Source organism: Bacillus sp. FSL R9-9834 (assembly GCF_038006905.1).
GTDB classification, from domain to species: Bacteria; Bacillota; Bacilli; order Bacillales; family Bacillaceae_G; genus Bacillus_A; species Bacillus_A pacificus.
In genome coordinates this window covers 325,794-339,506 of sequence record NZ_JBBOWD010000001.1, presented here as the reverse complement: position 1 = coordinate 339,506, position 13,713 = coordinate 325,794, and the positions used below count along the sequence as shown (strand labels likewise).

The 13,713-nt window shown below is 36.7% G+C and carries 12 protein-coding genes and 1 riboswitch; of the genes, 4 read left to right on the top strand and 8 right to left on the bottom strand.

Going from position 1 to position 13,713, the window contains the following annotated elements:
* Positions 1 to 105: 105 nt before the first annotated feature.
* Positions 106 to 212: riboswitch (SAM riboswitch) on the bottom strand.
* A gap of 242 nt (positions 213 to 454) precedes the next feature.
* The gene (locus MKY00_RS01815; protein ID WP_000844890.1) at positions 455 to 1,018 is read left to right on the top strand and encodes a cysteine hydrolase family protein; all 564 of its coding nucleotides are present in this window, start codon (positions 455 to 457) and stop codon (positions 1,016 to 1,018) included.
* 230 nt (positions 1,019 to 1,248) lie between these two features.
* On the opposite strand, the gene MKY00_RS01810 is transcribed toward MKY00_RS01815, so the two are convergent.
* The 7 genes from MKY00_RS01810 to MKY00_RS01780 form a co-directional block, all read right to left on the bottom strand.
* The gene (locus tag MKY00_RS01810; RefSeq protein ID WP_000521648.1) at positions 1,249 to 1,398 is read right to left on the bottom strand and encodes a hypothetical protein; all 150 of its coding nucleotides are present in this window, start codon (positions 1,396 to 1,398) and stop codon (positions 1,249 to 1,251) included.
* Between the two features lie 171 nt (positions 1,399 to 1,569).
* Positions 1,570 to 3,117, bottom strand: coding sequence for an L-glutamate gamma-semialdehyde dehydrogenase (gene pruA, locus MKY00_RS01805; RefSeq protein ID WP_000259559.1), 1,548 nt, complete (start codon positions 3,115 to 3,117; stop codon positions 1,570 to 1,572).
* 153 nt (positions 3,118 to 3,270) lie between these two features.
* Entirely contained in the window at positions 3,271 to 4,041 is a 771-nt protein-coding gene (locus MKY00_RS01800) for a TSUP family transporter (protein WP_000343961.1), read from the bottom strand.
* A 95-nt stretch (positions 4,042 to 4,136) separates the two neighbouring features.
* Positions 4,137 to 5,330, bottom strand: a complete 1,194-nt coding sequence (locus MKY00_RS01795) for a CamS family sex pheromone protein (protein WP_016716320.1) — start codon at positions 5,328 to 5,330, stop codon at positions 4,137 to 4,139.
* 16 nt (positions 5,331 to 5,346) lie between these two features.
* Positions 5,347 to 7,356 (bottom strand): NAD-dependent DNA ligase LigA, encoded by a 2,010-nt coding sequence (gene ligA / locus MKY00_RS01790; protein WP_000031440.1) that lies wholly within the window; start codon positions 7,354 to 7,356, stop codon positions 5,347 to 5,349.
* A gap of 15 nt (positions 7,357 to 7,371) precedes the next feature.
* Positions 7,372 to 9,615 carry a DNA helicase PcrA gene (pcrA, locus tag MKY00_RS01785; protein WP_011039939.1) on the bottom strand — a complete coding sequence of 748 codons (2,244 nt, stop codon included), beginning with the start codon at positions 9,613 to 9,615 and terminating at the stop codon, positions 7,372 to 7,374.
* A 12-nt stretch (positions 9,616 to 9,627) separates the two neighbouring features.
* Positions 9,628 to 10,317, bottom strand: coding sequence for a heptaprenylglyceryl phosphate synthase (locus MKY00_RS01780; RefSeq protein ID WP_000272093.1), 690 nt, complete (start codon positions 10,315 to 10,317; stop codon positions 9,628 to 9,630).
* Positions 10,318 to 10,652: 335 nt separating this feature from the next.
* On the opposite strand from MKY00_RS01780, the gene MKY00_RS01775 reads away from it, so the two are divergent.
* The 3 genes from MKY00_RS01775 (at position 10,653) to MKY00_RS01765 (ending at position 12,266) form a co-directional block, all read left to right on the top strand.
* Complete coding sequence (locus MKY00_RS01775; protein ID WP_002026867.1) at positions 10,653 to 11,030, top strand: YgaP family membrane protein; 378 nt, start codon at positions 10,653 to 10,655, stop codon at positions 11,028 to 11,030.
* Between the two features lie 209 nt (positions 11,031 to 11,239).
* Positions 11,240 to 12,085, top strand: a complete 846-nt coding sequence (locus MKY00_RS01770) for an SPFH domain-containing protein (RefSeq protein ID WP_000660683.1) — start codon at positions 11,240 to 11,242, stop codon at positions 12,083 to 12,085.
* Between the two features lie 16 nt (positions 12,086 to 12,101).
* Positions 12,102 to 12,266, top strand: a complete 165-nt coding sequence (locus tag MKY00_RS01765) for a toxin-antitoxin system HicB family antitoxin (RefSeq protein WP_001085173.1) — start codon at positions 12,102 to 12,104, stop codon at positions 12,264 to 12,266.
* Positions 12,267 to 12,303: 37 nt separating this feature from the next.
* Here MKY00_RS01765 and purD read toward each other — a convergent pair whose 3' ends face one another.
* Entirely contained in the window at positions 12,304 to 13,575 is a 1,272-nt protein-coding gene (purD, locus tag MKY00_RS01760) for a phosphoribosylamine--glycine ligase (protein WP_016716318.1), read from the bottom strand.
* Between the last annotated feature and the right edge of the window lie 138 nt (positions 13,576 to 13,713).

Here is a 13,713-nt window from a genome sequence, read left to right as displayed (position 1 = left end):
CTGTGAAAACTTGAAGCAGAGCTCTCGAGGTAAAATAAAAAGTGCTCTCCTTCTTATCAACCATAAAGATAAGAAGGAGAGCACTTATATGTACTCGTTCACATCTTCTCATCTTCCAAGCCTTTCATAGGCTTGCTGGAGTTAGCACGGTATTAAAAAAACCCGTTGCTGAGGTATCGTAGGGCCAGTCCCTCCACCTCTCTGGATAAGAATGTATCGATTTAATTGTCGTTTAATTAATTCTCATTATAGAACTCAGAATAATAAGAGTCAATACATTTTTTAGAAAAATATTAATTATTTCTTTATTAAAATTTTCAGATGAAAAATTTAAGAAAAAATAGTAATCTTTAAAGTTATGTAAAATTCTCCTCTTGCATATTTTTTAAAAGGATAATCTTCTCTACTAATTGAATACCATTATTTGAATATGAAATCGGAGGAAGATAAATATATGAAAACAGCTCTTTTACTCATTGATATTCAAAATGATTATTTTCCACACGGCAAAATGGAATTACGTAATCCAGTCGAAGCAAGCGCATATGCCCGTCGGCTACTACAGCTCTTTAGAAAGAAAAACGAACCTATTTTTCATATCCAACATGTAGCAATAAAAGAGGACGCTACTTTTTTCCTACCCAATACAGAAGGTGTACATATTCATGAAAGCGTACGCCCACTTAGAGAAGAAACGGTTATACTCAAGCATTATCCAAATAGTTTTCGCGAAACTGATCTTCTAAAGCAATTACAACGTTTAGCTATTGAACACGTTGTCATATGCGGGATGATGACTCATATGTGTATTGATGCTACCGTAAGGGCTGCCTTTGATTTCGGCTTGCAATGTACTGTTATACATGATGCTTGTGCTACAAAAGACCTTTCTTTTAAGAATGCTACTATACCAGCCGTTTATATTCATAACACAATTTTAGCTAGTTTAAATGGTGTCTATGCAAATGTAATGAGTACAGAGGAGTTTTTAGCTACAAAAAAACACTCTCTTCAGTGAGCAAAACCGAAAAGAGTGTTTCTTGTCAAACCATAGATTTTCTTTCAAATTGTATTATACAGGAAATCCTTAAAATGAATACAAAAAAATGTGACTAATAAGTCAACTTTTCTCATTGTTTTGTTTCTATTTACATGTTTATCCTGATATGAATAGGGTTTAGCTAATTCCACTTACCAAATGGTAATATATGGTAAGTGTTTTTTATTCAAATTAACTAGTTTCTCCTACTATTTATCTGTTTGTTTTTGTTTCTTTTTCAAATACTCCGCACGCAATTTTTCAATTTGCTGCTTTTTATCAAACTTGACAGGCGTCTGTTTTTCATGAAACTTTGCGACAGCTACCTGACCTTTATAATCCAATTGATATTTTCCCATTTTGTTCACCTACTTTTCTTATCTTGAAAGAGAATTTATTCAACCAATATAATATACCTTATTTTACTGAAGTAAACCTTATATTATTTTTTCTGCTTATATGTATCTTAATCCACATATAAGCAGAAAAAAGAGATCTTCGCAGACTGCGAAGATCTCTTCTACTATTTCTTATAAAGTTTCAGAAGTAGTTTTTGCTTGCATGTGAAGTGCTAAGTAGTCAGGGCCACCAGCTTTAGAATCTGTACCAGACATGTTAAAGCCACCAAATGGTTGGTATCCTACGATTGCACCAGTACATCCACGGTTGAAGTATAAGTTACCTACGTGGAAGTCTTCACGTGCTTTTTCAATATGGTCACGGTTGTTAGAGATAACTGCTCCTGTTAAACCGTATTCTGTATTGTTTGCAATCGCAAGTGCATGGTCAAAGTCTTTTGCTTTACAGAATGCTACTACTGGTCCGAAGATTTCTTCTTTCATTAGGCGAGCATCTTCTGCAACGTCAGCAACGATTGTTGGTTGGATGAACCAGCCTTTAGAATCGTCTCCTTCGCCACCTGCTAAGATTCTACCTTCTTCTTTACCAATTGCAACATAGCTCATTACTTTATCGAATGCAGCTTGGTCATTAACAGGACCCATGTTTGTACCTAATACAGCTGGGTTAGCAACTGTTAATTCTTTCGTTAATTCAACAGCACGATTTAATACGTGATCGTATACATCTTCGTGGATTACTGCACGAGAACATGCAGAACATTTTTGTCCTGAGAATCCGAATGCTGATGCAACGATAGATTTAGCTGCTAATTCAAGATCTGCTTCTTTATCAACAACGATTGTATCTTTACCACCCATTTCAGCGATAACGCGTTTTAACCAAATTTGGCCTGGGTTTACTTTCGCTGCACGCTCATAAATACGGATACCTACATCACGAGATCCAGTGAAGCTAATGAAACGTGTACGAGGGTGATCTACTAAGTAATCACCAACTTCAGAACCACTACCTGGTACGAAGTTTACTACGCCAGCTGGTAAGCCAGCTTCTTCTAATACTTCCATGAATTTCGCTGCTACTACAGGAGTTGTACTAGCTGGTTTTAGTAATACTGTATTACCAGAAACTAAAGCAGCTGTTGTCATACCTGCCATAATTGCGAATGGGAAGTTCCAAGGAGAAATGATAACACCTACTCCTAATGGAATGTAAGAGAAACGATTATATTCAATTGGACGGCTTTCTACTGGAATTCCGTCTTTTAATTTCAACATTTGACGACCATAATATTCCATAAAGTCGATTGCTTCTGCTGTATCAGCATCTGCCTCATTCCATGGTTTACCTGCTTCTTTTACAAGAATAGCAGAGAATTCATGTTTTCTACGACGAACGATCGCTGCAGCACGGAATAAAATGTCTGCACGCATTTCTGGTTTTGACTTTCTCCAAGTTTGGAATGTTTCATCCGCTACTTGCATTGCTTTTTCAGCTAACTCACGGCTTGCTTTTGAAACGCGACCAACAAGTTCCTCTTTATTTGCAGGGTTTACAGAAACAATTTTGTCTTCTGTAGTGATTTTTTCTCCCCCAATAATTAATGGATAGTCTTGTCCAAGATAAGATTCTACTTTCTTTAAACCTTCTTCAAACGCTAATTTGTTAGCCTCTACTGAAAAATCTGTAAATGGCTCATGTTTGTATGCTACTACCATTATTTTTAGCCTCCCCTTAGAAAAACGTTTACATTTTACAACATTATTCTACACGATAATTTAGATTTATTCAAATATTCCTAGACTTATATTTTAAAAATTAATTAATTTTTAAAATATAATAAAAAAATAGAGTTATACAAATGTATAACTCTACAAAATATGAGTATATTCCAAAACGTTTTTGCTAATCAATAAAATAGTTACTAACAAGAATAAAGTTCTTACATATCCAACACCTTTTTGAACTGCAAATTTCGATCCAAAATAAGCGCCCAAAATCATCGATAATCCCATAATAATACCGTATTCAAAATGAATTACGTCTAAAAATAAAAAAGTGATTAACGATACGATATTACTAACAAAGTTCAAAAGTTTTCCAGATGCTGCTGCTTGAATAAAATCCAAACCAATTAATAAAAATGCAAAAATTAAGAAGGATCCTGTCCCTGGTCCAAAAAACCCATCGTAAAACCCTATCATTAAAATAACAAAGAAAAATATTAATGTTTTTCTTTTCGTCATCTTCTTATAGGTAGATACACTTCCCCAATCCTTTTTCGCAATAATATAAATGGCAATAAACACCAACATCACAAGCACTAACGGACGTAAAATATCCGGCGGAATAAACTTTACTACTAAAGCACCTGCGACTGCCCCTATAATAGTTAACGGGATTAACTTTCCTACAATTTTAAAATCAACCTTTCCCGATCGAATAAAGTAAATCGCACTCGTAAACGTCCCCATCGTTGCAGCTAATTTATTCGTTGCAATTGCCGAAGCTGGTGGTAAACCAACAAACATAAGTGCCGGAAGCGAAATTAATCCTCCACCACCAACAACTGAATCAATAAAAGCTGCTAAAAAACCGAATGCAATTAATAAAATAATGACTTGAAAACTTAATTCGTCCATGCGCTTTACCCCTTACCCCATTATTTACAACATTTTAAATTATAACAAAATTACCCAAGAAAAAAAGCCGTTCCATAAAGGAACAGCCCTTGTATTTAATCTAAAATTTTCACATACGGTTCATCTTGCTTCGCTTCACGTATAATAATCGCTTCTGGACGCTCTACAGATTTAATCGTTACTTGTACTTTCATATAATTCGGGAAGTATTCCATAACAAGCCCGGCTACATATTGTGTAAAGCCAATTATTTCTGCTTTCCCATTAAACTGGACAGGAATATCGAGCTTTATTTCTCTTAATTCATCGTCTCTATACATACCAGTACCGATAACAGCTGTATAGTCGCCTTGGAAATAATCACTTAATTTTGCCTTGAAGTTTGATACTCTCGCCAGATCTTCACGTTTATTATCTGTTTTCGCTTGTTCAGATGGGAACAAATAATATTTCTCATTAATTTGTTTCCAATCCTCAACCGTTTCACTGCCTTTTTCAACATTCGCATAAGAAACAAAGTTACCTGGTACGAGCGAAGACTTTGGAGCCTGACGATAAATCGCAAATGTTATCGGAAGGTTTTTTGTCTCAGGATCTTGTTGATGCATAACTTTCAAGATTTCTGGCACCATTTTTTTCCCTTCCGCTAACATCTTTTCATTCGAAATTGCAGCCTCACGCGGATAACCATGCTCTTCCTCATAATAATGAACCGAATTCATCGCTAATCCAACTACAATGCCGCTACGCTCATTTTTTTCGCCTTTATTCACATAATAATCATGCTCTAAAATATTTGAAATATATATTGGATTTTTTTTATTTTTCACTTCTAGTGCTTCGGATCCTGTACCTAATGCAGGATTTAACCCTATGTTCGGGAATTTAACCGCATCTTTTTTTAGTGTACCTTCTAGTTCCTTTTGTTCTGCATCTGTACGTTTTCTTTTAACAAGCATCTGTATATACTGAGTATTTAGGGATTTCCCGCCTTTTAAAACATTATCTTTCGTACTAAATGATTCTTTCGCAATACGCATTAATCCTGTTTCAAATTCATCTATATCAAGACGATTACTTACTCCTTGCACAACTAAGCCACGTGCGTTTCCTCCCTCAAATGGAATAGTCGTCTTATAATATTCATCCGAAATAGAGTAATTCGGGACGATTGCTTGCTCTTTTGCTTTCCCCGATTTCTCAACCACTTTTTCATCTTTGTCGGCACCTGCACTACACCCACTTACAAGTAGGCCAAGGCTTAATACCGCTAATGCTATTTTTTTCATGGTAAGTTTGCACCTCTTACTTATTTAGCTCTTGTAAGAACCTCTCTTCATTCCAAACCTCAACATTATGTTTCTCCGCTTGTGCTAATTTCGAACCTGCCGCTTCACCTGCAACAACTAAATCCGTACTTTTACTAACACTTCCTGTTACTTTTCCACCTAATGCCTCAATCTTCTTCTTCGCTTCACTACGTCCCATAACTTCTAATTTCCCTGTTAAAACGACAGTTTTTCCTGCGAAGTACGACTCAACGTTTTGTAAATCAGCAATTTTCATGCCTTTATATGTCATGTTCACGCCGTATTCTTTAAATTGTTGTAATAACTCTAATACGTCTTCATTATCGAAATACGTTACTACGGATTGAGCCATTTTTTCACCAATTTCATTAATTGCTTTTAATTCTTCTTCCGTTGCCTTCACAAGCGCATCCATCGTTTCGAAATGCTCTGCAAATGTACGTGCTGCTTTCGCTCCAACATGGCGAATACCAAGACCGAATAATAATCGCTCTAATGAGTTTTCTTTAGAATTCTCAATTGCTTGTACTAAATTCGTTGCTGATTTTTCTCCAAATCGTTCTAGCTGTAATAATTGCTCTTTCGTCAACGAATATAAATCAGCAAATGTACGAATATAATCTGCCTCAAAGAGTTGTGTAATGACACGTTCTCCAAGTCCATCAATATTCATTGCATTTCTTGAAACGAAATGGATTAACCCTTCTCGAATTTGAGCAGGACAAGTTGGATTTATACAACGAAGTGCTACCTCTTCTTCTAAACGAACTAGTTCACTCTCACATGCTGGGCAATGCGTTGGCATATGATATTCTTCTTCCTCACCAGTACGCTTATCGAAAATAACATTTACAACTTCAGGAATAATATCTCCAGCCTTCTTCACAACAACGTAGTCACCAATTCGAATATCTTTTTCACGAATTAAATCTTCGTTATGTAAAGAAGCACGACGAACGATTGTACCAGCCACTCGCACTGGCTCTAGCTCTGCAGTCGGTGTTACAACCCCTGTACGACCAACACTTAATTCAATGCCTGTTAATCTTGTTACAACTTCTTCAGCTGGGAATTTATAAGCAATTGCCCATCTTGGACTCTTTGCTGTAGTGCCTAGACTTTCTTGAAGAGCAACATCATCTACTTTTATAACGATCCCATCAATCTCATAATCAAGATGCGGACGTTTTTCTTGCCATTCTTCTACATAAGCTATAACTTCTTCAATTGTTTCACATGTGCGTCGATTTGGATTTGTTTTGAATCCAAGTTCACCTAAGAAATCAAGCGATTCACTATGTGATAGGATTGTTTTTTCTTCTACATTCGCAAGACCGTATACAAACATAGATAAGTTACGCTTCGCTGCAATTTTCGGATCAAGTTGGCGGATTGAACCTGCTGCCGCATTACGCGGATTTGCAAATACATCTTCACCATTTTGCTCTTTTTCTTCATTTAACTTAACGAATGAACGCTTCGGCATATAAGCTTCGCCTCGTGCTTCTAACGTTACTTCTTCATTTAAACGAAGCGGGATTGCTTTAATCGTTTTTAAATTTTGAGTAATATCTTCACCTGTTACACCATCACCACGTGTTGCCCCTTGAATGAAGCGTCCTTTTTCATAATGAAGTGAAACAGCAAGTCCGTCAATTTTTAATTCGCATATATATCTTACATTCGCATCATCAATTCCTTGACGTACTCGTCGGTCAAAATCACGTAAATCTCCTTCGTTAAATGCATTTCCTAAACTTAACATCGGTGACTTGTGTGTTACTTTTTCAAATATATCAAGAACCGTTCCCCCAACGCGAACAGAGGGAGAATCTTCACTCATAAACTCTGGGTTCTCTGCTTCTAATTTTATAAGCTCCTGCATATTACGGTCATACTCCGCATCAGAAACAGAAGGATTGTCTAACACGTGATATTGATAGTTAAATGTATTTAACAAATCACGTAGTTCTTCTATACGTTTTTTTGCTATCTCTTTTGACATATCCTCATTCCTTTCCTATTGTTTCGTCACAGGTGCAAATTTTGCTAACAAACGTTTAACACCAATTGGGCTTGGGAACGCAATATCTAATTCTTTTGCATCACCTTCACCTTTTACACTTACGACTGTACCGATTCCCCATTTTTGGTGGGAAGCTTTATCGCCTACCGCCCAGCCGATTTGTTCGCCGCCTGTCGTCTTAGCTGCAGGACGCGCGAAAGCTGAGCGAGAACGTGTTGTAGTTGTCATTTTACTGCTACTTGCCGTTCTTCCTTTTGCACCAAACGAAGTTTCACGCTTCGGCGCTGTTTCATTTAATGATTCTACTAGTTCTGTCGGGATTTCTGTAATGAATCGGGATGCGGCATTCATACTTGTTCTACCAAATAAAGTACGCATTTGTGCATTTGATAAATACAACTCTTCTTCTGCACGAGTAATACCTACATAAGCAAGACGACGCTCTTCTTGCATTTCATCTTCTTCCATTAGAGAACGAGTATGCGGGAATATTCCTTCCTCTAAACCAACAATAAAGACAACTGGGAATTCTAATCCTTTCGCTGAGTGCATCGTCATTAAAATAACTTCCTCACCAGCAGTCGGGTCTTCATCTACACGATCAATATCTGCAACAAGTGCTAAGTCTGTTAAGAATGCAACAAGGCTCTTATCTTCGCTTTGAGATTCAAATGTTTGCGTAACAGATAAAAACTCATCTAAGTTCTCTAGACGACCTTCCGCTTCTAACGTACGCTCGTTTTTCAACATGTCGCGATAGCCGGTTTTTTCAATAACTTCTTCTACCAATTCTGTAACAGATAAATACTCTTGCATATTTACCCAGTTGTGTAATAAACCTGCGAATTCTTTTACTGCCTTTGTAACCTTTGCACTTACTCCAACATGCTCAATCTCATCGAATACAGCTGTTAATGAAATTCCATTTTGTACACCGTAATTAATAATTTTATCGATAGAAGTCGCACCAATTCCGCGCTTTGGCACGTTAATAATACGTGCGAAACTAATCTCATCATCTGGATTCCCAATTAAGCGTAAATACGCCAAAATGTCTTTAATCTCTTTACGGTCGTAGAACTTCGTACCGCCGACAATTTTGTAAGGAATATTAGATTTCAGGAAAATCTCCTCGACCATACGAGACTGCGCATTTGTACGATATAACACCGCAAAATCAGTATATTTTCGTTTTCCCATTTGAATATCGTCGCGAATTTTTTTCGCAACAAAGTATGCTTCGTCCTTTTCCGTTGCAGCACGATAGTAAGAGATTTTGCTTCCAACTTCATTATCTGTCCATAATTTCTTCGGTTTACGATTCGTATTTCTTTCAATAACAGCATTCGCTGCATTTAAAATATTTTGTGACGAACGATAATTTTGTTCTAACAGAATAACTTGCGCATTCTCATAGTCTTTTTCGAATGACAAAATGTTAGAAATGTCCGCACCACGCCAGCGATAAATTGACTGATCTGAGTCACCTACAACACATAAATTTTTAAAACGTGCTGCCAAATGTTTAACAAGAAGGTACTGCGCTTTGTTCGTATCTTGATACTCATCCACGTGAATATACTGGAATTTACGCTGATAAAACTCTAGTACTTCTGGAACACGTTCAAATAGTTGAATCGTCGTCATAATTAAATCATCAAAGTCTAGTGAGTTATTTTTCAAAAGACGTTTTTGATATTCTGTATATACATCGCTCGTTAATTTTTCATATGGATCAGCAATTGTAATTTTCTTCGCATATTTATCCGCAGATAACAATTCATTTTTCGCATTACTAATACCAGCTAAAATAGAGCGCGGCTCAAATTTCTTCGGATCAATATTACGCTCTTTCATAATTTTTTTAACTACAGTTAACTGATCACCTGAATCTAAAATTGTAAAGTTACGATTAATACCAATGCGATCGATATCACGTCGTAAAATACGTACACACATAGAGTGGAACGTAGAAATCCAAATATCTTCAGCTTCTGGTCCGACAAGTGTATCAATACGCTCGCGCATTTCACGAGCCGCTTTATTTGTAAAGGTAATAGCTAGTACATTCCATGGCGCTACTCCTTTTTCACCAAGTAAATACGCAATACGATGTGTTAACACACGTGTTTTACCACTACCTGCGCCTGCCATTAATAGAAGTGGTCCGTTCGTTGTTTGTACTGCTTTTTGTTGCTGCGGATTTAAACCATTTAATAATCTATCTGTCATACTCATATACGCCTGCACCTACTCTCCTTTTACTGCTTTAACCGTTTTTAACGCTGCTTTTATATCATCATAAATAATATTTCCAACAACTACTGTATCAGCATGCTGCGCCATTTCCTTCGCCTGTTCCGCATTAGAAATACCACCGCCATAATATAACTTGGCTTGTTTCAATTGTGCTTTTACATTTTTAACAAGTTCAACATCTCCGTACGTACCGCTATATTCTAAATAAAATATCGGTAAACGTAATAGCTTGTCTGCTAAACGCGCGTATGCAATCACATCATCTTCTGTTACATCACACTTTGCATCTGTAAGCTGGGCTACCTTCGCTTCAGGATTTAAAACACAATACCCTTCCATGAAAATCTCGTCCCAATCCATAATATCCCCAAATTCTTTCAAAGCCTCATGATGAACGCCTGTTACCCATTCTACCTTTCGGCTATTTAAAACGCTTGGGATATAATAAAAATCGAATCCTGGTGTGATTGCTTCTACATCAGAAACCTCTAACACACAAGGAACTGCATATCTACGAATGCTAACTAGCATGTGTAGTACATTATCAATTGTCACCCCATCACTTCCGCCTACAATAACAGCATCTGTTCCAGACTCACAAATCATTTCTAAATGTTCGTCACTTAACTCCTTATTCGGATCAAGCTTAAATACATGTTTCCATCCGGAAATATCGTACATGAAAACACCCTTTCTTTTCTCAAGTTGTATATATTTCTGTTTAAAATAACAGTTTATTTTCATTAGGATTTTTTAAGTTCACCTTAAATATTTGTTTAAAGCGGAGAATTAAGTTTGGAATCCCCTCTTCGACATTTTTTAAACGAGAGGATTTAATTTTGAACTTCCTTTTATGCATTCTTTCATTATAACAAAAAAAGCTACTTACACACACGCACAATCCAACATCTTTTTCCACGTCAAATGTTGGATTACATATCCGAAAAATCAAAAGGGATACTAATAAAAGAAATAGTATTATCTATTTCAACTTTCATAAAAGGAGTGTTTTTCTAATGAAGCAAAATATCGGTACAATAAATGCCCTAATTCGAATTACACTCGGACTTGTCCTCTTCGGTTGTAGTGCAACGAAACTCGTGCGCAAACCTTGGTGCACTTGGTCTAACATTTTGCTATGGATTGGTGCAATGAAAGTTGCAGAGGGAATTGTTCGTTTCTGCCCTATTGTTGAAATGTGGAAATTCGGAAAATACATGAACATGGGGGCATTTAAAATGCCTAGCATGAATTTTGCTGAGAAGGGACATACTAAAGAAGAAGCGAATCAAACTTCCAAGCACGACAAACCACAGTCAAATGGAAGTTATGACGCTTCTGACAAAGAGATTGAGTCAGCGATTGAAGATATAATCCTGGCAAAACCGCTTTGAATCATTTGTCAAGATGCAAGATGCTCTCAAAGGGACTTAGCTGCTGCAGTGGGCGGTTAAGTCTTCTTTATTTTACCACAAAACAGAACATACATTCTTATTTCGAACATTAAAATATACATAATCAATAAAATTCAGAAAATTAGGTGTACACCTCTTGCTTAAAATGATATAAAAGTGATATCATTTTTATATCAGGAGGCGATCATATGAAAGAAAAACAAGTGTTTTATGTTAATGGTTTTCTTGGGATTATTGGAATTTTGATTTTAGCCGCTATCGGTGTATTTTTCCTCGTGCAAGAAATTTTCATAGGAGCAGCATTAACTATTATTTTAGCTGCAGTTCTTGCTACAGGTATTGGTATTGTTCAACCAAATCAAGCAAAAGTCATTACGTTTTTCGGTAATTATTTAGGAACAATTCGTCAAAACGGTTTATTTTTAACGATTCCGTTCGCGTTCCGTCAAACTGTATCATTACGTGTTGAGAACTTTAATAGTAAGAAATTAAAAGTAAATGATGTTGACGGAAATCCAATTGAAATTGCAGCTGTTATCGTCTATAAAGTTGTTGATTCTGCAAAAGCGATGTTCGGCGTTGAACATTATGATCGATTTGTAGAAATTCAAAGCGAAACGGCAATCCGCCACGTTGCAACGAAATATCCTTATGATAATTTCCAAGATGAAACTTGCATTACGTTACGTGGAAATACTGAAGAAATCTCTGAAGAATTAAAACGTGAATTAGAAGCACGCCTTGAAATTGCTGGCGTAGAAGTGTTAGAAACTCGTTTAACACATTTAGCTTATGCAACAGAAATTGCCCATGCAATGCTACAACGCCAACAAGCAAAAGCAGTATTAGCTGCTAGAAAAGAGATTGTTGAAGGTGCTGTGAAGATGGCAAAAGATTCAATCCATATGTTAGATGAAGAAGGCGTACTTGAATTAGATGACGAGCGTAAAGCGAATATGGTGAACAACCTATTAGTTGCCATCGTTTCAGATAAAGGTGCGCAACCAGTTATTAATACAGGAAGCCTATACTAAAAGGTTGTAAATCACTATGGCTAAAAAGAAAAGCTTTCCATTACGTATTGATCCTGAATTACACGCAGTCATCGAAAAATGGGCGAATGATGAGTTTCGTAGCGTCAATGCACACATCGAGTATTTACTTCGAGAAATGGCAAAGCAAAAAGGGAAATTGAAAAAAGATAAAGATGTATAAAAAATCTCGCTGATTTCTCAGCGAGATTTTTTACATATTAGCTTCTCATCATCTCATGCCCAATTGCACGATATCCTATATCACTTCGGTAAAATAGACCATCACTCTCAATTTTACCGATTTCTTTATACACCTTATCTTTCGCTTCTTGTAAACTATTCGCCTTACAAGCAACAAATAGTACACGACCACCGTTTGTTACAAAATCACCATGTTTCATCGTTGTACCTGAATGAAACACAATTACATCTTGCAATGCATCTAACCCGTTAATAATGTCACCTTTTTTATATACTTCTGGATATCCTTTCGAAGCAAGTACAACACCAATAACTGCTTCTTCTGACCATTGTAACGTTAGTTCACTCTCATCTAATACAGCATTACATACATCAACTAAATCATTTTCTAGGCGTGGTAATACAACTTCCGTTTCAGGATCACCAAAGCGAGCATTAAACTCAATTACCTTTGGACCATCATTTGTTAAAATAAGTCCCGCATATAAAATCCCTGTAAACGATCGATTTTCTGCAATCATCGCTTTAGCAGTTGGATGCAATACATTTTTTATCGCCTCTTGAACTACTGATTCCGGAATTTGTGGTACTGGAGAATATGCACCCATTCCACCTGTATTTGGACCTTTATCTCCATCAAAAGCTCGTTTATGATCTTGCGCGATTACCATCGGATGCACATTTGTTCCATTCACAAATGCCATTAATGAAAATTCTTGTCCATCTAAGAACTCTTCAATAACAACCTTCTTACTTGCTTCACCGAACTTTACATCTTGTAGCATTTCCTTCACAGCCTGTAATGCTTCTTCAAGCGTCATCGCTACTGTTACACCTTTACCAGCAGCTAATCCATCTGCCTTAATAACAATTGGTGCACCAACTTTTTGAATGTACTGTACCGCTTCTTCATAATCTGTAAAAGTTTCATATGCCGCAGTTGGAATATTATATTTTTTCATCAATTCTTTCGTAAAAGCTTTACTACCTTCAATAACAGCAGCCGCTTTATTCGGACCAAATACGCGAAGTCCCTCTTCTGTAAAACGATCCACAATTCCATTCATAAGCGGAATTTCTGGTCCAACGAAAGTTAATTCCACCTTATTCTCTTTAGCAAATAAAACTAATGCATCAAAATCATTTTCATCAATATCAACTGGTGTTGCAACATCTCGCATACCTTCATTGCCCGGTGCTACATACACCTTTTTCACTTTTGTAGATTGTGCAAACTTCCAAGCTAAAGCATGCTCACGCCCACCGCGTCCAATTACTAAAACATTCATATTTCATCCCCCAATACTTAAATAAGTACAAACTAGAAGCTATGCTCCTAGTTTGTTTTCATATCACTGTAAGTTTAAAAAGGAGGATCAAGAGAACCGAGCAGGTCGAGGCGCATTTGCCAGGAGGACACGGAGTGT